The sequence below is a fragment of the Streptomyces sp. bgisy159 genome, assembly GCF_057707805.1.
Genome location: NZ_JBYIQX010000012.1, coordinates 52,644 through 71,057, shown reverse-complemented (window position 1 = coordinate 71,057; position 18,414 = coordinate 52,644). Strand labels below are relative to the sequence as shown.

Here is an 18,414-nt window from a genome sequence, read left to right as displayed (position 1 = left end):
GAAACGAAGACCTGCGGCCACGGCAGTCCGGAATGCGAAAGCGACGACCACGGACGCCGACGGCGCTGGTCAAAGCCGCGGGCCGACTCCGAGGACCTCCCGCTTCCCTGACTATGCGTTGGAACGGCCGGGGCGTGTGCTTGTAGAGGGGCCGGTGTCTGGGCTCACAGTCCTCCGGAGCCGCCGAGGCCGGTGAGTGCGCCCACCGGGTCCGGGTCGGGGGTGCCGCGGGGCCACCAGTCGTCCCGGTCCGGTTCCGACTCGTAGGCGTACCACAGGCCGTCCCGGCCGAGGCGGAGCTGGACATCGCCGGCCGGGTGGGTGAGGCGGTTGCGCCAGGGCCGGAAGGCGGGCAGGTCGGCGGCGAGGAGCAGGGGGCGGGCCCGGTCGAAACGCCCGGCCGGCGGGTCCCAGGGATCCTCCAGCGCCGCCAGTCCGTCGGGGCCGCCCTGCCGCCAGGCGGCGACCGCGCGGGCCAGATCGGTCGGGGTGCGGCCGGTGGCGGAGGCGAGCGCGGAGTACAGGGCACGGCTCGCGGCGGTCAGCCCCGAGCCGGGGCGGGCGGCGGCTGTGCGGACCGCGTCCTGCCACAGCGTGAGCTCGCCGATCTCGTCCCGGCCGGTGGTGAGCAGGGCGTGGGCGCGGGCGGCCGCGTCGGTGGCGAGCTGGTCCAGGGCGAAGGAGTCCGGGCCGTCCGGCGCGGACGGGTACGCCGGGGGCTGTTCGGGGTGGGCCGGCGGGGGGAGCGGGGCCGGCAGGGGCGGCAGCCTGCGTTCGGCGAGGGCGTCCGTGGCGCGTACCCCGGGCAGGGGCTCCGGCTCGCGGTCCCGCGCGGCGCGGGCCGCGCGGGTGGCGTTGCGGCGGGACAGGGCGTCGAGCAGGTCGCGCTCGCCCCGGCCGCGCAGCAACAGCAGCACGAAGGGGTCGGCGTCGAGGAGGCGGGCCGTCTGGTAGCAGAGGGCGGCGGCGTGTTTGCAGGGGTGGCCGCGGTCCGGGCAGCTGCAGTGCGGGTCGAGGTCACCCGGGCCGGGCAGCAGCGGGACGCCGCAGTCGGCGAGGGACTCCGGCATCTCCTTGTCCAGCAGGGCCGCGATGCGGTCCGGCCGGTCCACGGCAGCGTCCAGGAAGCGGTCCCAGTCGGCGTCGTCCAGGGTGCGCAGCCGGACCTGTACGCGGTACGGCCTGGGCCGGCTGCCCCGGACGTACGCCAGCACCAGTCCCGGTGTCACGGTGATGGCGTCGACCTGGCCGCCCTCGGCGTAACCGCGCCCGCGCAGCAGCCGCTTGACGTCCAGCGCGCCTTCCTCCAGGGCGGTGACCCAGGCGTTGCCCCACCAGGTCTCGGCGAAGGCGGCGCCCTCGCCGTCCGCGGTGCCGGTGCCGGTGCGCTGCCGGGACGCCGGGAACGCCGGGAACGTGCGCCGCAGGTCGCCGTCACGGGACGGGGCGGCCATGGAGCGGGGCGCCCGCGCTGCTGCCCCGACCGACGGCGCCGTCTCGTCGCGGCCGGGCTGCCCGGCCGCGTCGGCCGCGTCGGCCGCCCGGGTTCGGGCAGGCTCCTCGGCGGCCGCCGGGGTCCGGGCGTCGGACGGGCCGCCGGCACGGGCCCGGGCGTCACCTCCGGCGTCCGGCCCGGGGTGGATGTCCGCGGCTGAGGGGGTGGCGGCCGGAGGGCCCGTCGGCTCCCCGGAGGTGTCCGGTGGGGCGTCGTGCGGGAGGGGCGGTGACTCGTCCGCCGGCATCCGGAAGGCGCCCGACAGCATGGCGCGGAGTTCCCGCGCGCGCTGGCCGGCGCCATGGGCCCCCTCTGCGGTCCGGTGGGCCCGCTCGCCGGCGCCGGGCGCCCGTGTGTCACTCCGGCGGCCTACGGCGTCCTTGTCGGCCCCGGCGCCCCGCCCGGCTCCGCCCCGGCGGCGGCCGCCCTCCCGTCGGGCCTCCTCGGAAGCGCTCCGCCGGGCCTGCGCACGAGCGGCGCGCAGCGCCTCCCGCGCGATGTCCGCGGCGCGGGGCTGACCGGCCGCGCGGTGTGCCGGAGAGGGGGCCGGGGCGGACGCGGCCGAGGCAGCGGGGGCGGATGGGGATGAGGGCGGGACCTGGGCGGCGGAGGCGGGCTCGGGAGCAGGGGCTGCGGTGGAACCGGCGGGGTGGTCCCGTCCGCCGGAGTCGGCCGTGCCGGTCTCGCCGGACGCCCCCGCGGCGGGCACACCGACCTCGTCGGCCGCCCCCGCGGCGGGCACGCCGGCCTCGCCGGACACCCCCGCGGTAGGCACACCGGCCTCACCGGACACCCCCGCGGTAGGCACACCGGCCTCACCGGACACCCCCGCGGTAGGCACGCCAGTCTCGCCGGGCGTCGTCCCAGCCCGGCCCTCGACCGCGGCGGCGGCCACGCGGCCGTCGCCGCGGTCGTTCCCGGGCTCGCCGCTCGTGCCCTCGGCCTTCGCCCGTCGCAGGGCGGCCCGGGCGGCGTCGCCGGGGCCGGGTTCCCGCTCCCGTGCGCGGTCGCGGGCCGCTTCCTGGTCCTCCTCGTCCGCCGCGCTCCCGGTCGCCTCCCGCGCGGCCCGCAGCGCGCGTCGCACGACGTCCGCCGGGCGCACGCCGGCCTCCGGACGCTCCCGGCCGCGTTCCTCCCCGCCCGCGACCGCGTCCGTCCGCGGGTGTTCCCCTTGCCGCCGCTCGTCCGTCACCGCGCCTCCCTCCGCAGCGACACCAGGTCGGCCAGCTCACGGTCCGTCAGTTCGGTCAGGGCCGACTCGCCGGAGCCGAGGATCGCGTCGGCGAGCGCCCGCTTGGCGGCGAGCATCTCGGCGATGCGGTCCTCCACCGTGCCCTCGGTGATCAGGCGGTGGACCTGGACGGGCTGGGTCTGACCGATGCGGTAGGCGCGGTCGGTGGCCTGTTCCTCCACGGCCGGGTTCCACCAGCGGTCGAAGTGGACGACATGACCGGCGCGGGTGAGGTTCAGCCCCGTACCGGCCGCCTTCAGGGACAGCACGAGGACCGGGGTGGTGCCGGCCTGGAAGCGGTCGACCATGCGCTCCCGCTCCGGCACCGGGGTGCCGCCGTGCAGGAGGTCCACGGGTACGGCGCGGCCGGTGAGGTGCGCGGTGATGAGCCGGGCCATGCCCACGTACTGCGTGAAGACGAGCGCCGAGCCGTCCTCCGCGAGCACGGTGTCCAGCAGTTCGTCCAGCAGGGTGAGCTTGCCCGAGCGGGCGGCGAGGAGGTGACCGGTGGCCGTGGCGTGCTCCTCCTTCAGGTAGAGGGCGGGATGGTCGCAGATCTGCTTCAGGGCGCCCAGCAGCTTCAGCACCAGTCCGCGCCGGGCGATGCCCTCCGCCGTCTCGATGGCGAGCATGGACTCGCGCACCACCGCCTCGTACAGCGCGGCCTGTTCGCGGGTGAGCGGCACGGGGTGGTCGGTCTCCGTCTTGGGCGGGAGCTCGGGCACGATGCCGGGGTCGGACTTCCTGCGCCGCAGGAGGAAGGGACGGACCAGCCGGGCGAGGCGCTCGGCGGCCTGCTCGTCCTCGCCGGTCTCCACCGCGCGCGCGTGGCGGGCGCGGAAGGACTTCAGGGGGCCCAGCAGACCCGGTGTCGTCCAGTCCAGGAGCGCCCACAGTTCGGACAGGTTGTTCTCGACCGGTGTGCCGGTGAGGGCGACGCGGGCGGGCGTCGGGATGGTCCGCAGCGCCTTCGCCGTCGCCGAGTACGGGTTCTTCACGTGCTGGGCCTCGTCGGCGACGACCATGCCCCAGGGCTGGGCGGCGAGGGTGGCGGCCGCGGACCGCATGGTGCCGTACGTCGTCAGCACGAAGCCGCCGGACAGGGAGTCGAGGCTGCGGTCGGCGCCGTGGAAGCGGCGCACGGGGACTCCGGGGGCGAACCGGGCGATCTCCCGCTGCCAGTTGCCGAGGAGGGAGGCCGGGCAGACGACGAGGGTCGGTTCGGTGCGGGCCCGCTTCAGGTGCAGGGCGATGACGGTGACGGTCTTGCCGAGGCCCATGTCGTCGGCGAGGCAGCCGCCGAGGCCGAGGCCGGTCATCAGCTCCAGCCAGGCCAGGCCGCGCAGTTGGTAGTCGCGCAGGGTGGCCCTCAGCGCGGCGGGGGGTTCGGCGGGGCGCAGGCCGGCCGTGAGACGGTCGCGGAGCGCGGCGAGGGCACCGGCCGGCACGGCCGGAACCGTCTCGCCGTCGATCTCGGCGGTGCCGGTGAGGGCGACGGCGAGCGCGTCGACCGGGTCCAGCAGGCCCAGTTCGCGGCGGCGGGCCTTGCGGACGAGGTCGGGGTCGACCAGCACCCAGCGGTCGCGCAGCCGGACGACCGGGCGGTGCGCCTCGGCGAGGGCGTCCATCTCGGCCTCGGTGAGCGGGTCGCCGCCGAGCGCCAGCTGCCAGCCGAAGCGCAGCAGGTCCTCGCTGTCGAAGAAGCCCGTGCCGTCGGTGGCCGAGCCGGGGGCGGGCCGCACCACCGCGGTGGCGGTCAGGTCGTGGGCCAGGTCCCTCGGCCAGTGCACGGCGACGCCGGCCGCCGCGAGCCGGGTCGCGGCGACACCGAGGAGGTCGCTCACCTCCTCCTGCGACAGGGCCAGAACGTCGGGAACGTCCTGTTCGCCGAGCCGGGCGAGCGGCGGCCAGACACGGGCGGCGCGGCGGACGGCGAGGGCCGCGTCGACGCGGGCGCGGCGGCCGAAGGCGCCGTCGGCCTCGCCCGCCCACAGGGACGCGGCGTCGGCCACGAGGGTGGGGTCGGCGAGGCTGTGCACCTGGACGATCGCGGCCCCCGCGCCGTCGGTGCGGGCGCCGCCGTCGAAGAGGTCGTACGCCGACAGGTCGAGGCGGAGCGAGATCCGCACGCCCGCGTCCATGCCCGCGGCGACCTCGGCCGCCCAGTCGCGGGCGCCGGGGAGCCGCTGGGGCCGGCGGTCGGCGAAGGGCCGCCCGGCGGCGTACGGCGCGGCGGGGGTGCGGGGCAGGGTGTCCGCGACCGCGTCCAGGAAGGCGCGCAGCAGTGCCTCGGGCCGGGGCAGCCGCAGCGGGCCGGCACCCGGCAGCGGCACGGCGTGGCCCTCGGGGGGCAGGGCGGCGGCGACCGCGCGCAGGTGTGCGACGTCCTGCGGGTCGAGCGGGCCGGCCCGCCAGGCGTCGTGGCCGGTCGGGGTCAGTCCGGGCAGCAGCCTGCCGCGCGCGGTGAGCCGGAGGGCGTGCAGCGCGGCGGCGCCCCAGCAGGCGGTGGCGGGGTGGGCCAGCGGGTCGTGCCGGGCGCGCACGAGCAGCGGCAGCGCACGGTCGAGCGGCAGCGACAGCGCGGGGGCCGGCTTGCGGCGGACGGCGGCGCCGTGGCGTCGGACGACGGTCAGTTCGGTGCGTTCGGCCGGCTCCCCGTCCGGGAGGGCGGGCAGCGGGTCGCCGTCGGGGGCCCAGAAGGCCATGCGGCCCTCGCGGGGCAGGGCTGCGGGCAGGAAGACGGCTGCGAGACGCACCGGGACCCGGGTCCGCTCGGCCACGGCCATGTCGCTCATCCGGTCTGTTCACCTCCCGCCCGCGCGTCGGATCAGTCGTCTTCGACTCTACGGGCGGGGTCTGACAATCGGTCCCGGCGACCGGCGCGCCCCGGCACAGCCGGCCGCCGCGCCGGTCAGGGGACGGTGCGGGAGACGACGTACACCACGGGGTGGGCGGGGTCGCCGGTGTTGACGACGACGTCCTGGGTCGGCCTGGGGTCCTCCTGCTCGTGCACGAGCCCGGAGTGGTCGCCGGGCCGGAAGCCGGGCCCGGTGAACTTCCAGCCGGTGACCTGCTGGTCCCGGGCGCTGATGGTGATGTCGCCCGCGGTGAGGTCGGAGCGGTTGACGCCCAGCCCGGTCAGGAACGCGTCCAGGCCGGCCGGGGTGGTCCGGAACTGCACGTAGAGGCGGCTGGTCTTCCAGTTGTTCGTCTCGTAGTAGGCGACGCTGGTCGAGCCGCCGGGGATCGGCACCTGGTAGAGGCGGCTCTGGACGCTGGACGGCCAGCCGGCGGTGAGGCCGGTCGCCGCGTACTTGCGTTCCTTGTCCTTGCCGCTGTCGCGGCTCTGCGCGGCGGAGATCACCAGGTATCCGGCCGGTACGCCGATGAGGAGCACGATGATCAGCAGCGTGAGCGCCCGCCGGCGGATCATGTGGCGGCGGTCCTCCGGCGGCCGGGCGGGCTCGTCCGGGTGCGCGCCCTGGTGGGGCAGTACCGCGGTCACGCGCTGTCCCGGGTCCGTCGGGCGGCCTCGGCGAACCGCTCGAAGCGCTCGTAGCGCTCCACCCGGCGCCGCTTGGCGCGCCGGAAGCGGCGGGCGACCAGGCGGGCGAGGTCGGCGGCGCCGACCATGCCGGCCTCGGGGCCGAGCTGGGCGCGCACGATGCGGGCCTCGGGGCGGTAGCCGCGGCCGGTGAGGTGCCGCTTGAACGCGTCGCGCGCGGGGCCGATCAGCAGGTCGTCTGCGGCCGAGACGCCGCCGCCGATCACGAAGCAGGAGGGGTCGAGGGCGGCGGCGAGGTTGGCGATGCCGACGCCGAGCCACTGGCCGATGTCCTGGAGCAGCTCCACGCACATGGCGTCGCCCTCGCGGGCCAGCTCGGTGATCATCGGGCCGGTGATGTCCCCGATGTTGCCCTTGACGTGCTCGATGATCCCGTACGCCACCGGCGAGTCGGCGGCGGCCAGCTCCCGGGCCTCGCGCACGAGGGCGTTGCCGGAGCTGTACTGCTCCCAGCAGCCGCGGTTGCCGCACGGGCAGCGGTGTCCGCCGGGCACCACCTGCATGTGGCCGAACTCGCCGGCGACTCCGTACTTGCCGCGCTTGACCTGCCCGTCCTCCAGGATGGCGCCGCCGATGCCGGTGCCGAGGGTGATCATGACGAGGTGGTCCTCGCCGCGGCCTGCGCCGAACCGCCACTCCGCCCACGCCGCGGTGTTGGCGTCGTTGTCGACGAGGACGGGAACCGCGAGGCGTCCGGCGATGCGGTCGCGCAGCGGCTCGTTGCGCCAGGACAGGTGCGGGGCGAACAGCACGCGGTTGCGGTCGGCGTCGACCCAGCCGGCGGCGCCGATGCCGACCGCGTGCACGTCGTGGCGGTCGGACAGGTCCAGCACCAGTTCGACGATGGTGTCCTCGACGACCTTGGGGCTCTTGGACTTGTCCGGGGTCTCGGTGCGCACCTTCTCCAGGATGTTGCCGTCGGCGTCGACGACCCCCGCCATCACTTTGGTGCCGCCGATGTCGATACCGACCGTGGGCACGCGGGGTGCGGTCAGATGCGAGCGGCGCTCCCGGGTGCCGACGGTTCTCAGGACCGGGGCACGACGGGAGCCGATGGGGGCGGTGAGGTCGCGGTAGGTGCTCATCGGGGCCGATTCTGCCTCACGGTGGCCAGCGTTGTCGGGTACGGGTGTGTTGTGGCTGGTGGGGCTCGCCGGTGGGGCCGCGCGCGGGGCACGGTCCCCGGTCTCAGGTCCGCCGCAGCTCGTGGCGCAGATCGTCCAGGTCGCCGCCGCCGGCCATCTGGCCGGTGAGTTCCTCCAGCGTGATGGCGTCGCGTTCGTGGCTGCCCACCATGGTCCCGCGCCGCAGCAGCACGAACCTGTCCCCCACCAGGTGGGCGTGGTGCGGGTTGTGGGTGATCAGGACCACGCCCAGGCCCCGGTCCCGGGCCGCCGCCACGTACTTCAGCACCACCCCGGACTGCTTGACGCCGAGTGCGGCCGTCGGCTCGTCCAGTACGAGGACCTTCGCGCCGAAGTGCACGGCGCGCGCGATGGCCACGCACTGTCGTTCGCCGCCGGACAGGGTGCCGATGGGCTGGTCGACGTCGCGCAGGTCGATGCCCATGCGGAGCAGTTCCGCGTGGGTGGTCCGCCGCATGAGGTCGACGTCCAGGCGCTTGAAGGGGCCGGCGCCCTTGCGGGGTTCGGAGCCGAGGAAGAAGTTGCGCCAGACCGGCATGAGCGGGACCACCGCCAGGTCCTGGTGGACCGTGGCGATGCCGCGGTCCAGGGCGTCGCGGGGCGAGGCCAGCCGGGTCTCCTCGCCGTCGACGCGCAGGACACCGCCGTCGTGCTGGTGCAGTCCCGCGACGATCTTGATGAGGGTCGACTTGCCCGCGCCGTTGTCGCCGAGGACACAGGTGATCTCGCCCGCGTTCACCGTCAGGGAGACGCCCTCCAGGGCCCGGACGGTGCCGTAGTGCTTGCTGACGTCGGTCAGCTCGACGAGCGTCACTTGGTGGCCTCCGCGCGCTTGCGGACCCAGGCGTTGAGCAGGGTCGCGAGGAGCAGCATCGCTCCGAGGAAGAACTTGAACCAGTCGGGGTTCCACTCGGCGAAGACGATGCCCTTGCCGGTCATGCCGAAGATGAACGCGCCGACCGCCGAGCCGACGGCGCTGCCGTGGCCGCCGGTGATCAGGCAGCCGCCGATGACAGCCGCGATGATGTAGATCAGCTCGTTGCCGACGCCCTCACCGGACTGGACGACGTCGTACGAGAAGAGCAGGTGCTGGCCGGAGACCCAGGCGCCGAGGGCGACGCCCGTGTAGAGGCCGATCCGGGTCCGGGTGACGGGGACGCCGACCGCGCGGGCGGCTTCGGCGTTGCCGCCGACGGCGAAGATCCAGTTGCCCGCGCGGGTGCGCAGCAGGATCCAGGAGGCGACCGCGACCAGGGCGAACCACCACAGGATGGTGATCTTGAAGTCGACGCCGCCGATCGTCACCGTCGACGCGAAGACGGCGTGGGCGCTGGGGAACCCCTCCATGTCGGCGATGGTCTTCGTCGAGACCGTGCCGTCGATCAGCTTGGTGCAGCCCAGGTTCAGCCCGGTCAGCATGAGGAAGGTGCCCAGCGTGACGATGAAGCTGGGCAGCCCGGTGCGGTTGAGCACGAAGCCGTTGAAGGCGCCGATCGCGAGGGTGGTCACCAGGGACACGACGACGCCCACCCAGACGTTCGCCGTCATCTGGTAGCTGAACATCGACGAGATCAGCGCGGACGACGTCACCATGACGCCGGCCGACAGGTCGAACTCGCCGCCGATCATCAGCAGCGCCACCGGTACCGCCATGATGCCGATCGTGGAGGAGGCGTACAGCACCGTGCTGAGGCTGGGCGCGCGCAGGAAGCTGTCGGCGGCGAGCGCGAAGAACAGGAAGACCGCGACCGCGCCGACGACGGAGCCCAGCTCCGGCCGGCCGAGCAGCCGGCGCAGGGCGGAGGCGGGCAGCAGTCGCTCGTCGGTGACGGCGCTCATCGGGTGCCCCGTTCGGTGTACCGGGCCAGTTCGGCCGCCTGGTCCTCGGTGACGATCTGCGGGCCGGTCAGCACCGGCCGGCCGCCGCCGAGGACGTCGCCGTTGTACTTGTACAGCCACAGCAGGTCGACGGCCTCGTAGCCCTGGAGGTAGGGCTGCTGGTCGACGGCGAAGCCGAGGGTGCCCGAGCTCAGCCCGGCGGCGACCTTGGCGTTGAGGTCGAAGGTGTCGATCTCGGCCTTGCTGCCGGCGCTCTGTCGTGCCTTCACGGCGGTGTCGGCGTAGGGGGCGCCGAGAGTGACGACGGCGTCGACGGCGGCGTCGGCCTGGAGCTTGGCCTCCAGGGCGGACTGCACGTCGGGCATGTTGGTGCCGTTGACGTAGAGCCGCTGCAGTTGTCCGTGGAAGGTCTTCCCGACGCCGTCGCAGCGCTGTTCGTGGCCGACGTTGCCCTGCTCGTGGAGCACGCAGAGAGCCTTCTCGCGGCCGCGCCGGTTCAGCTCCTCGCCGACCGCCTCGCCGGCGACGGACTCGTCCTGGCCGATGTGGGCGAGCGCGCCGTAGGCCTTGGACCGCTCCGAGCCGGAGTTCACGGTGATCACAGGGATGCCGGCCTCGGCGGCGCGGGCGAGGGCGGCCTTCATCGCGTCGGGCTTGGCGAGGGTGACGATGAGGGCGTCGACCTTCTTGTCGATGGCCGCGTCGACGAGCTGGGCCTGCTGCTGGGCCTCGTCGTCGTGGGAGTACAGGAAGTTGATGTTGTCCTTGATCGCGGCCTGCTTCGCGCCGCTCTGGACGATGTCCCAGAACGTGTCGCCGTCACCCGAGTGGGTGATCATCGCGAACGTCCAGCGCGGTGTGTCCACCCCCGGCCCGCCCCGGGCGGCGGCGGCCCTGCGGGCGTCCTCCGCGCGCTTGCCGCCGGTGCTGCTGCACCCCGCGAGCGATACGCACAGCGCCCCCGCCAATGCGATTCCTGCCCAGGTCCGAAACCGTGCCACGAGGCCGTGCCCTTCTTGCTGTGCTCCGGCGTACCGACGCCGTCCTGACGTGCGCGCGTCCGGTGACCGCTCACCGGACGCAAACGCCCCAGTATCGAACACGGGCCCCGCGCGGCACGTGACCGGGGACCGTGACGGGGTCGCATTGTCCGGACATTGCGACGAAGTCGGGCGTCGGGCAGGGGTCCGCCGGAGGGTTCAGGGCCGTACGAGGAGCTGGAACTCGAAGGAGTAGCGGCTGGGCCGGTAGATGTGGTCGCCGAACTCGACCGGGCGGCCGGTGTCGTCGAAGGTGGTGCGCTGCATGGTGAGCAGCGGGGCGCCCTCCGCCTCGGCGAGCCGTTCGGCCTCGGCGGCGGTGGCGGCGCGCGCGCCGATGGACTGGCGGGCGCTGTGCAGGGTGATCCCGGCGGTCCGCATCAGCCGGTACAGCCCGGTGGCCTCCAGCTGTCCGGTGTCCAGATCGAGCAGGCCGGCCGGCAGGTGGTTGCAGAGGTAGGCCATCGGCTCCCCGTGGGCGAGGCGCAGCCGCTCCACCCGCTGGACGTCGCCGCCCTCCGCGACGCCGAGCGCGGCGGCGACCTCGGCCGTGGCCGCCACGACGGTGTTGACCAGGACGGTGGTGGCGGGCCGCTGCCCGGCCGCCTCCAGGTCGTCGTAGAGGCTGCTGAGTTCCAGCGGGCGCTTGACCTGGCTGTGCACGACCTGGGTGCCGACTCCTCTGCGACGCACCAGGAGACCCTTGTCGACCAGCGACTGGATGGCCTGGCGGACGGTCGGGCGGGACAGCCCCAGCCGGCCGGCCAGCTCGATCTCGTTGCCCAGCAGGCTGCCGGGGGTGAGCGATCCGTGCTCGATCGCCGCTTCCAGCTGCTGGGAGAGCTGGAAGTACAAGGGGACGGGAGAACTCCGGTCCACGCGGAGGTCGAGCTGCACGGTCGGGTCCACATCTGGTTTCGGCACGGGGCCGAGCGTAGCTCCGTGGCCGGTTGACGGGAAGTCGTGTAGTTAGATTGTCCGGACATACGCATTGACAGGGCAGGCGCTCCGACCGCACTTTGTTTCCATGCGCATCGGGGTCATCGGGACCGGCCGCCTCGGCACGATCCACGCGAACACGCTCAGCCGCCACCGCGAGGTCGGATCGCTGATCCTGACGGACGCGGAGCCCGCGCGGGCCCAGGAACTGGCGCGGCGGCTCGGCGAGACGGCGGCGCCGGGAGTCGACGAGATCTTCAGGTGGGGCGTGGACGCGGTCGTGATCACCACGGCCACGTCGGCCCACGCGGAGCTGATCGGCCGGGCGGCCCGCTCCGGTCTGCCCGTCTTCTGCGAGAAGCCGATCGCCCTGGACCTGGCGGGGACCTTACAGGCCATCGAGGAGGTGGAGGCCGCCGGGACGGTTCTGCAGATGGGCTTCCAGCGGCGGTTCGACCGCGGCTACACCGGTGCCCGGGAGGCGGTGCGCTCGGGCCGGCTCGGCCGGCTGCACACCGTGCGGGCGGTGACCTCCGACCAGGCGCCGCCGCCCGCGGAGTGGCTGCCGCTGTCCGGTGGCATCTACCGGGACGCGCTGATCCACGACTTCGACGCGGTGCGCTGGCTGACCGGGCGGGAGGTGTCCGAGGTGTACGCCACCGGGTCGGCCGCCGGACCCTCGATGTTCCGCGCGGCGGGCGACGCCGACACCGCGGCCGTGGTGCTCACCCTGGAGGACGGCACGCTCGTCACGGCCACCGCGACCCGGCTCAACGGCGCGGGCTACGACGTGCGCATGGAGCTGGCCGGGGAGCTGGACCAGATCGTGGTGGGACTGGACGACCGCACCCCCATCGCCTCGACCGAGCCGACGGGGCCACCGGCCGCGGACAAGCCGTGGGCCGGTTTCCTGGAGCGGTTCGCGCCCGCGTACGAGGCGGAACTGGCCGCGTTCGTCGAGGTGGTGAACGGGGAGCGCGCCAACCCCTGCGACGGCCGCGAGGCGCTGCAGGCGCTGCGGATCGCCGAGGCCTGCGACGTCTCGCGGCGGGAGCACAGGCCGGTGCCGCTGCGGGAGATCCCCGGCGGCCGGGAGCCTGCCCCGCTGGGGTGAGCGCCGGCCCGCCTTCGCCGCCCGGCCGGCCTCAGCCGCCCTCCACCGCCAGCACCGTGCCCTGCGCGACGGCGCAGAGCCTCTCCCCGCCGTCCTCCCCCACCGTGTGCAGGTCGCAGCGGACGACGGCCTGGCGGCGGCCGGCCTGGACGACCTCGGCACGGGCGCGCAGTGTGCGCCCGGTGGCGGGGCGCACGTACTGGATGGAGAAGCCGCCCGTCAGGACGGCCGGGCCGAGGGACGAGCCCCCGGCGAAGGTGAGGGCGTTGTCCGCGGCGTAGGACAGCACTCCGCCGTGCAGGAAGCCGTTCTGCTGGCGCAGGTCCTCGCGGATGTCGAGCTCCAGCGTGGCCGCGCCGTCGCCGAAGGCGGTCAGCCGGGCGCCGAGCAGACGGCTGAACGGCTGGCTGTCCAGCGCCTTCCGAGCAAGGGTCAGGTCGAAGTCGGCGGACGGGGCGGGCGCGGGCGGCACAGTGCGTGATGCGGTGGGCGAGGTCGGTGAAGTGGGCGAGGTGGGTGAGGTGGGTGATGTCAACGCGCGCTCCGAGGGTCGGCGGACGGGTCGTCGGACGGGTCGGCGCCGGGCCGCCAGCGCACCGGCAGGGCGCGCAGACCCCGCATGAGCATTCCGGGCAGCCGTTCGCCGGGCGGGCCGTCCAGGGTCAGGCCAGGGGCACGCTCCAGCAGCGTCCCTATCGCCGTACGGGCCTCCAGACGGGCCAGCGGGGCGCCCAGGCAGTAGTGGATGCCGTGGCCGAAGGCGAGGTGGCCGCGCGGGTCACGGTGGATGTCGTAGCGGTCGGCGTCGGGATAGCGGCCGGTGTCCCGGTCCGCGGCGGCGAGGCCGACCAGAACCGGCGCGCCCTTCTCCATCGTGACGCCGCCGATCTCCACGGGCTCGGCGGCGTACCGGTAGGTGGCGTTCTCCACCGGGCCGTCCCAGCGCAGGGTCTCCTCGATCACCCCGTCGAGCAGGCCGGGGTCGGCGCGCAGCGCGGCGAGCTGTCCGGGGTGGGTGAGCAGGGCGTGGACCGTGTTGGTGATGAGATTGACGGTGGTCTCGTGACCGGCGACGAGCAGCAGGAAGGCCATGCCGCGCAGCTCCCCGGCGGAGAGCCGGTCACCGTCCTCGGAGGTGGTGCGGATCAGGTCGCTCAGCAGGTCGCCGCCCGGCCCGGCGGCCCGCTTGTCCTCGATCAGCTCGGTCAGGTAGGCGCCGAGACGGACGAAGGCCTCGTACCCACGCTCCGCGTCGGTGGGGGCCACCACCTCGGTGGACATCTCGCGGAAGGCGGTGCGGTCGATCTCGGGGACGCCGAGGAGTTCGCAGATGACGGTGATGGGCAGCGGGTAGGCGAGGGAGGCGACGAGGTCGGCGCGGCCCTGCGGCAGCATCGCGTCGAGCAGGTCGTCGGTGATCCGCCGCACGCGCGGGCGCAGCTCCTCCACGCGGCGCGCGGTGAACGCCCGGTTGACCAGGGAGCGCAGCCGGGTGTGCTGCGGCGGGTCGGTGATCAACAGGTGCTTGCCGATCAGCTGCGCGTCCAGGAACGTCGCCGAGACCGTCTCGAAGTCCTTCACCAGGCGCGGGTCGGTGAGGGCGGCTCGCGCCTCCTCGTACCCCACCACGAGCCAGCTCTCGTACGGACCGTCGGGGCCCGGCAGCCGCACCCGGTGCACCGGGCCGCGCTCCCGCAGCCGCGCGTACACCGGGTACGGGTCCCGGCGCAGCTCCTCACCGGCCCCGCTCAGGTCGACCACCTCGGTCGTCATGCTTCCCCTCCCGCCCTGCCGACGCCCCCGTCACCAGGACAACGGCCGGGCACGCCGATCAGTGCCCGGGCCACGCTTTGCGGTCGACGTCGTCCTCCCCGTCCTCCAGGAGCCCCGCGTCGTGCGCCAGGAGCGCTATCTGCACACGGTTGTTGAGTTCCAGTTTGGCGAGGACGCGGGAGACGTGGGTCTTGACGGTGGCGACGCTCATGAACAGGGCGGTGCCGATCTCGGCGTTGGACAGGCCGCGTCCGACGGCGACGGTGACCTCGCGCTCCCGCTCGTTGAGGGCCGCGAGGCGCGCACGCGCGCGTGCCCGGCGGGTGTCGGCGGCGGTACCGGCCGCGTGCCGCATCAGCTGACGGGTGACGGCGGGCGACAGCACGGGGTCCCCGGCCGCGACCCGGCGCACCGCCGCCACGATCTCCGCGGGCGGAGTGTCCTTGAGGACGAACCCGGCGGCGCCCGCGCGCAGCGCCCCGAGGACCTGCTCGTCGGCGTGGAAGGTGGTGAGCACGACGATCTGCGGGGCGTCCGGCCTGCCACGCAGCAGTTCGGTGGCGGTCAGCCCGTCCACCGAAGGCATCCGGATGTCCATCAGCACGACGTCGGGGCGGGTGCGCTCGACGAGCGCCTCGACCTCGCCGCCGTCGGCGGCCTCGCCCACGATCCGGATGTCGTCGGCCCCGCCCATCATCAGAGCCAGTCCTGCCCGCACCAGCGGGTCGTCGTCGACGAGGAGCACTTTGATCGCGGTCATACGCCTCACGCAATCATGCCGGTACGGCGAGGACGGACACGGGGACGGCACGAGGCGTGACGGACGTGACCGACGTAAAGGACGGCGTCCATGACGACTCGCGCGGCAGCAGGCGCGGCGACGGCAAGTGCCCGAGGCGGGGCGGCGGGTACGAGGGCGGGGGCGGCCGGGGAGGCGGTCACCGGGCAGGGGCGCGGGCCCCGGCTCATCAGGCGGCCGGCCACGGCAGCCAGGCGCGCACCTCGAAACCCCCGTCGCCGGTGGTGCCGTGGTGGAGCCGCCCACCGGTGAGGGCAGCCCGTTCGGTCAGGCCGATCAGGCCCTGCCCCGAGCCGGGTACGTGCGGTACCTCGCCCCCCGGGGCGGGGTTGCGCACCGCGAGGGTCAGACCGTCGCCCGGGGCACCGGTGACGGCCACCGCGACCTCGGTGCCGGGCGCGTGCTTGCGGGCGTTGGTCAGCGCCTCCTGGGCGATGCGATAGGCGGTGCGGCCGACCGAGGCGGGGACCGCGGCAGGCTCGGTGACCCGCTGGTCGAGGACCACCTTCATGCCGGCCGCGCGGCACTCGGCGACCAGCGAGTCCAGGGCGGCGAGGGTGGGCTGCGGGCGGCCGGCGTCGTCGCCCTCACCGGCCCGCAACACGCCGATGATCTCCCGGAGGTCCTGGAGGGCCTCGTGGGCACTCTCCCGGATGACGCCGGCCGCCCTGCCGATCTCCTCCCGGGGCGCGTCCGGCCGGAACTCCAGGGCGCCCGCGTGCACGCTGAGCAGCGTGAGCCGGTGGGCGAGCACGTCGTGCATCTCCCGGGCGATGGCCTCCCGGGCCAGCCGCTGCGCCTGTTCGGCGCGCAGCCGCGCCTCCGTCTCGGCACGCCGGGCCCGGTCGCGCAGGCTCACCACGAGCTGCCGCTTCGACCGTACGAACATGCCCCAGCCGATGACGGCGACGGTGAGCAGGTCGACGAACACGATGGCGCCCAGATAGGGCAGGTCGGGGTCCGGGCGCATCAGGTAGTACACGGGGACCAGGGCGATCTGGGCGGCGCCGATCCACGCGACGTACTTGAACGGCCGGTGCACGGCGACGGTGAACAGGGCGACCAGGGCCGCGCCGCCGGCGGTGTCGGAGAAGAAGCCGACGAGGGTCAGCGCGGCGGCCAGCGCGACCGGCCGGCGGCGGCGCAGCCAGACCGCGGCGCAGGCCAGCGCGCCCAGCAGCTGGTCGGCGACGGCGACGGTGTGCGGCAGGTCCGGGTTGTCCGACATCGTGTCGGCGGCCGCGAAGCCGATGAGGACGGCGAGCAGGAAGCAGGAGAAGTCGACGATCCAGTCGCGCACGGTGCGCTTGGGCCGACGCGGGCGTGCCGCGTCGGGGCCGGGGTCGTGGACCAGCGCGGAGGGCAGCCACCACCGCCGTCCCGTGGGTTCCGCCGTGAGCGCCATACCGTCCCCGTCCCCGTCCCCGTGCCCGTTCACGGTCGCCAAATCTACGCAGCGCGTCACCGTGGGACCTCCCCCTCGGCGGGATCGCCGACTCACGTCGTGCGAACGGCGACTTTCGTCGCGGACGGCCGCCCCGAACGGCGACGTCCGTCGTCCTCGTCAGGCCTCGTGGCCGATGCCGTCGTCGCGTCCTCGGGGGCGAGGCTCGGGGGCATGAAACAGCTGCTGGAAGTAGTCGGATTCATCGCCCTCGTGCAGGGGGTGCTGGGGCTGGTGCACGAGTTCACCGACTGGCACGTGGGTTTCGTGCAGCGGATCGGCTTCCTCGACGGCTACGAGGTGTACGCGAGCGGCGCGCTGGTGGTGCTGGCCTTCGCCCTGTTCGCCGCCGCGGAGAGTCAGGGCCCGGGGTGACCCCGCCGGCCTCCGCGGATCGCGGTCGCCCGCCTGCCTCGATCCCGCCCCGCCCCGCGCGGGACCAGTGCGGGATCGGGGCGGTACTAGCTTTCGGGCAGCTCGTACGTGCCGTACTCCGGCCGGCCGGCCCGGTCGTAGGACTGGATGGACACGCCCGAGCCGGTGACGCTGCCGCCGGTGTGCCGGAACGCGGTGGGTCGGGTGCCCTCGGTGAACAGGCGGCGGCCCGCGCCGAGTACCACCGGCACGGTCAGCAGGTGCAGGGTGTCCACCAGGCCGAGGTCGAGCAAGGAGCGCAGCAGGGCTCCGCTGCCGTGCACCTGCAGTTCACCGTCGGTACGCTCCTTGAGCTCGGCGACCTCCTTGGCGAGGTCACCCTTGAGCACCGTGGTGTGTGCCCAGGACGGGTCGGTCAGGCTCGCCGAGGGAACGTACTTCGGCAGGGTGTTCAGGGGTCCGGCGATCGGGTCGCCGGGGTCGGTCACCTTGGGCCAGTAGCCGGCGAAGATGTCGTAGGTCCTGCGGCCGAGGAGGAAGGCCCCCGCGCGTGCGAAGACCTCCGTGACGAAGCGGCCGAAGTCGTCGTCCCCGTAGGGGAAGCTCCAGCCGCCCTGGGTGAAGCCGCCGCGGGTGTCCTCCTGGGTGCCGCCGGGGGCCTGGTAGACACCGTCGAGGGTGACGAAGATGGTGGAGACGAGCTTGCCCATGGCGGGTGCCTTCTTCCGTGTGGGTCCTGTCTGTCATCAGCTCAGACCCCCGCGGCACCCGCAACTCATCGGTCAGCCCGCGTGCGTGGAGAACAGTCCTCCCGTGGGGCCCTGCTTGTCGCCGCCCTGGGCCTTCTTCAGGGCGTTGGCCAGGGACTCGATGGTCAGGGACTGCAGGACGACCCGGCCGTTGCCCTCCAGGGTGGCCAGGGAGAGGCCCTCACCGCCGAAGACGGCGTTCATCATGCCCTGCCGGTTGAGGCCGCCGACGCGCTGGACGCCGTACCGGATGCCCTCCTCGAAGGCGACGACGCAGCCGGTGTCCACCTCGATGCGGCCGCCGAAGTCGGCCGGGTTCAGGTCGATGAAGTTGCCGGCGCCGGCGATGATCACGGTGCCACGGCCGGTGAACTTCTCCAGGACGAAGCCCTCGCCGCCGCTCATGCCGGTGCGTCCGCCCTTGAAGGCGATACCGAAGTCGACCGTGGACTCGGCGGCCACGAAGGCGTCCTTCTCGGCGAACCACGCGCGCGAACCGTCCAGCTCCAGGGCGCGCATCTCGCCGGGGAGCACGCCCGCGAACCCGACGGTGCCCTCGCCGCCCTGTGCGGTGAAGTACTGGAACGCCAGTGACTCGCCGGCGAGCATGCGCTGGCCGGCCTGCACGGCGGTGCCCATGGCCTGGCGCAGCATGCCGCCGACGCCGCCCGAGCCGCCGCCCTGCCGGCCCGCGCCGTCCGACGGGCCGGACAGGCGGGTCTCCATCGTCACGCCTGTCGTCTTGAACAGGAACTTGCCGGCCTCGCAGTACACGGTCTGGCCGGGGCTCAGGCTGACCACGGCCATCTGCATCGCGTTGCCGACGATCTCTTGCTGAAGTGTCACGTGGGGGGAACGCGGCGGGGTGCCCCGAAGGTTCCCTCCGTGTCCGTTCCCCGCCAGCGT

Annotated in this window: 16 protein-coding genes; 2 read left to right on the top strand and 14 right to left on the bottom strand. The window is 74.3% G+C overall.

The window, feature by feature from the left end; translation table 11 throughout:
* Window positions 1–164: 164 nt before the first annotated feature.
* The 8 genes from AC3ET3_RS14545 to AC3ET3_RS14510 form a co-directional block, all read right to left on the bottom strand.
* Entirely contained in the window at window positions 165–2,687 is a 2,523-nt protein-coding gene (locus AC3ET3_RS14545; protein ID WP_435612266.1) for an SWIM zinc finger family protein, read from the bottom strand.
* Entirely contained in the window at window positions 2,684–5,521 is a 2,838-nt protein-coding gene (locus tag AC3ET3_RS14540) for a DEAD/DEAH box helicase (protein WP_435612265.1), read from the bottom strand. The genes AC3ET3_RS14545 and AC3ET3_RS14540 overlap by 4 nt, the downstream gene beginning before the upstream one ends.
* Window positions 5,522–5,637: 116 nt before the next feature.
* On the bottom strand, window positions 5,638–6,231 hold the full coding sequence (locus tag AC3ET3_RS14535; RefSeq protein WP_432156441.1) for a sugar kinase: 594 nt from the start codon (window positions 6,229–6,231) through the stop codon (window positions 5,638–5,640).
* The gene (locus AC3ET3_RS14530; protein ID WP_432133774.1) at window positions 6,228–7,376 is read right to left on the bottom strand and encodes an ROK family glucokinase; all 1,149 of its coding nucleotides are present in this window, start codon (window positions 7,374–7,376) and stop codon (window positions 6,228–6,230) included. Before AC3ET3_RS14530 ends, AC3ET3_RS14535 begins: the two co-directional genes overlap by 4 nt.
* Window positions 7,377–7,479: 103 nt before the next feature.
* Complete coding sequence (locus tag AC3ET3_RS14525) at window positions 7,480–8,250, bottom strand: ATP-binding cassette domain-containing protein (protein WP_432133773.1); 771 nt, start codon at window positions 8,248–8,250, stop codon at window positions 7,480–7,482.
* The gene (locus tag AC3ET3_RS14520) at window positions 8,247–9,275 is read right to left on the bottom strand and encodes an ABC transporter permease (RefSeq protein WP_432133772.1); all 1,029 of its coding nucleotides are present in this window, start codon (window positions 9,273–9,275) and stop codon (window positions 8,247–8,249) included. The genes AC3ET3_RS14525 and AC3ET3_RS14520 overlap by 4 nt, the downstream gene beginning before the upstream one ends.
* Window positions 9,272–10,276: a sugar ABC transporter substrate-binding protein gene (locus tag AC3ET3_RS14515; protein WP_432133771.1), complete on the bottom strand. Its 1,005-nt coding sequence runs from the start codon at window positions 10,274–10,276 to the stop codon at window positions 9,272–9,274. The genes AC3ET3_RS14520 and AC3ET3_RS14515 overlap by 4 nt, the downstream gene beginning before the upstream one ends.
* A 198-nt stretch (window positions 10,277–10,474) precedes the next feature.
* On the bottom strand, window positions 10,475–11,212 hold the full coding sequence (locus AC3ET3_RS14510) for a GntR family transcriptional regulator (protein WP_432133948.1): 738 nt from the start codon (window positions 11,210–11,212) through the stop codon (window positions 10,475–10,477).
* Between the two features lie 130 nt (window positions 11,213–11,342).
* On the opposite strand from AC3ET3_RS14510, the gene AC3ET3_RS14505 reads away from it, so the two are divergent.
* On the top strand, window positions 11,343–12,368 hold the full coding sequence (locus AC3ET3_RS14505; RefSeq protein ID WP_432133770.1) for a Gfo/Idh/MocA family protein: 1,026 nt from the start codon (window positions 11,343–11,345) through the stop codon (window positions 12,366–12,368).
* Window positions 12,369–12,399: 31 nt separating this feature from the next.
* On the opposite strand, the gene AC3ET3_RS14500 is transcribed toward AC3ET3_RS14505, so the two are convergent.
* The 4 genes from AC3ET3_RS14500 to AC3ET3_RS14485 all read right to left on the bottom strand — a co-directional run bounded on the left by AC3ET3_RS14500 (window position 12,400) and on the right by AC3ET3_RS14485 (window position 16,345).
* A complete protein-coding gene (locus AC3ET3_RS14500; protein WP_432133769.1) occupies window positions 12,400–12,840 on the bottom strand; it encodes a PaaI family thioesterase in 441 nt (146 codons plus the stop codon).
* Window positions 12,841–12,899: 59 nt separating this feature from the next.
* Window positions 12,900–14,141 carry a cytochrome P450 family protein gene (locus AC3ET3_RS14495; protein WP_432156442.1) on the bottom strand — a complete coding sequence of 414 codons (1,242 nt, stop codon included), beginning with the start codon at window positions 14,139–14,141 and terminating at the stop codon, window positions 12,900–12,902.
* Window positions 14,142–14,199: 58 nt separating this feature from the next.
* The gene (locus AC3ET3_RS14490) at window positions 14,200–14,901 is read right to left on the bottom strand and encodes a response regulator transcription factor (protein ID WP_432133767.1); all 702 of its coding nucleotides are present in this window, start codon (window positions 14,899–14,901) and stop codon (window positions 14,200–14,202) included.
* A 208-nt stretch (window positions 14,902–15,109) separates the two neighbouring features.
* Window positions 15,110–16,345, bottom strand: coding sequence for a sensor histidine kinase (locus AC3ET3_RS14485; protein ID WP_432133947.1), 1,236 nt, complete (start codon window positions 16,343–16,345; stop codon window positions 15,110–15,112).
* Window positions 16,346–16,558: 213 nt separating this feature from the next.
* On the opposite strand from AC3ET3_RS14485, the gene AC3ET3_RS14480 reads away from it, so the two are divergent.
* A complete protein-coding gene (locus tag AC3ET3_RS14480) occupies window positions 16,559–16,759 on the top strand; it encodes a hypothetical protein (RefSeq protein ID WP_432133766.1) in 201 nt (66 codons plus the stop codon).
* A gap of 86 nt (window positions 16,760–16,845) precedes the next feature.
* On the opposite strand, the gene AC3ET3_RS14475 is transcribed toward AC3ET3_RS14480, so the two are convergent.
* A complete protein-coding gene (locus AC3ET3_RS14475; protein WP_432156443.1) occupies window positions 16,846–17,469 on the bottom strand; it encodes a dihydrofolate reductase family protein in 624 nt (207 codons plus the stop codon).
* Window positions 17,470–17,541: 72 nt separating this feature from the next.
* Complete coding sequence (locus AC3ET3_RS14470) at window positions 17,542–18,354, bottom strand: AIM24 family protein (RefSeq protein WP_432156444.1); 813 nt, start codon at window positions 18,352–18,354, stop codon at window positions 17,542–17,544.
* Window positions 18,355–18,414 lie beyond the last annotated feature (60 nt).

Bases quoted from the DNA above. Each gene is read 5' to 3' on its own strand.
- AC3ET3_RS14530 (WP_432133774.1), bottom strand. From the start codon at position 7,376: ATGAGCACCTACCGCGACCTCACCGCCCCCATCGGCTCCCGTCGTGCC.
- AC3ET3_RS14490 (WP_432133767.1), bottom strand. From the start codon at position 14,901: ATGACCGCGATCAAAGTGCTCCTCGTCGACGACGACCCGCTGGTGCGG.
- AC3ET3_RS14540 (WP_435612265.1), bottom strand. From the start codon at position 5,521: ATGAGCGACATGGCCGTGGCCGAGCGGACCCGGGTCCCGGTGCGTCTC.
- AC3ET3_RS14475 (WP_432156443.1), bottom strand. From the start codon at position 17,469: ATGGGCAAGCTCGTCTCCACCATCTTCGTCACCCTCGACGGTGTCTAC.
- AC3ET3_RS14495 (WP_432156442.1), bottom strand. From the start codon at position 14,141: ATGACGACCGAGGTGGTCGACCTGAGCGGGGCCGGTGAGGAGCTGCGC.
- AC3ET3_RS14505 (WP_432133770.1), top strand. From the start codon at position 11,343: ATGCGCATCGGGGTCATCGGGACCGGCCGCCTCGGCACGATCCACGCG.
- AC3ET3_RS14485 (WP_432133947.1), bottom strand. From the start codon at position 16,345: ATGGCGCTCACGGCGGAACCCACGGGACGGCGGTGGTGGCTGCCCTCC.
- AC3ET3_RS14520 (WP_432133772.1), bottom strand. From the start codon at position 9,275: ATGAGCGCCGTCACCGACGAGCGACTGCTGCCCGCCTCCGCCCTGCGC.
- AC3ET3_RS14480 (WP_432133766.1), top strand. From the start codon at position 16,559: ATGAAACAGCTGCTGGAAGTAGTCGGATTCATCGCCCTCGTGCAGGGG.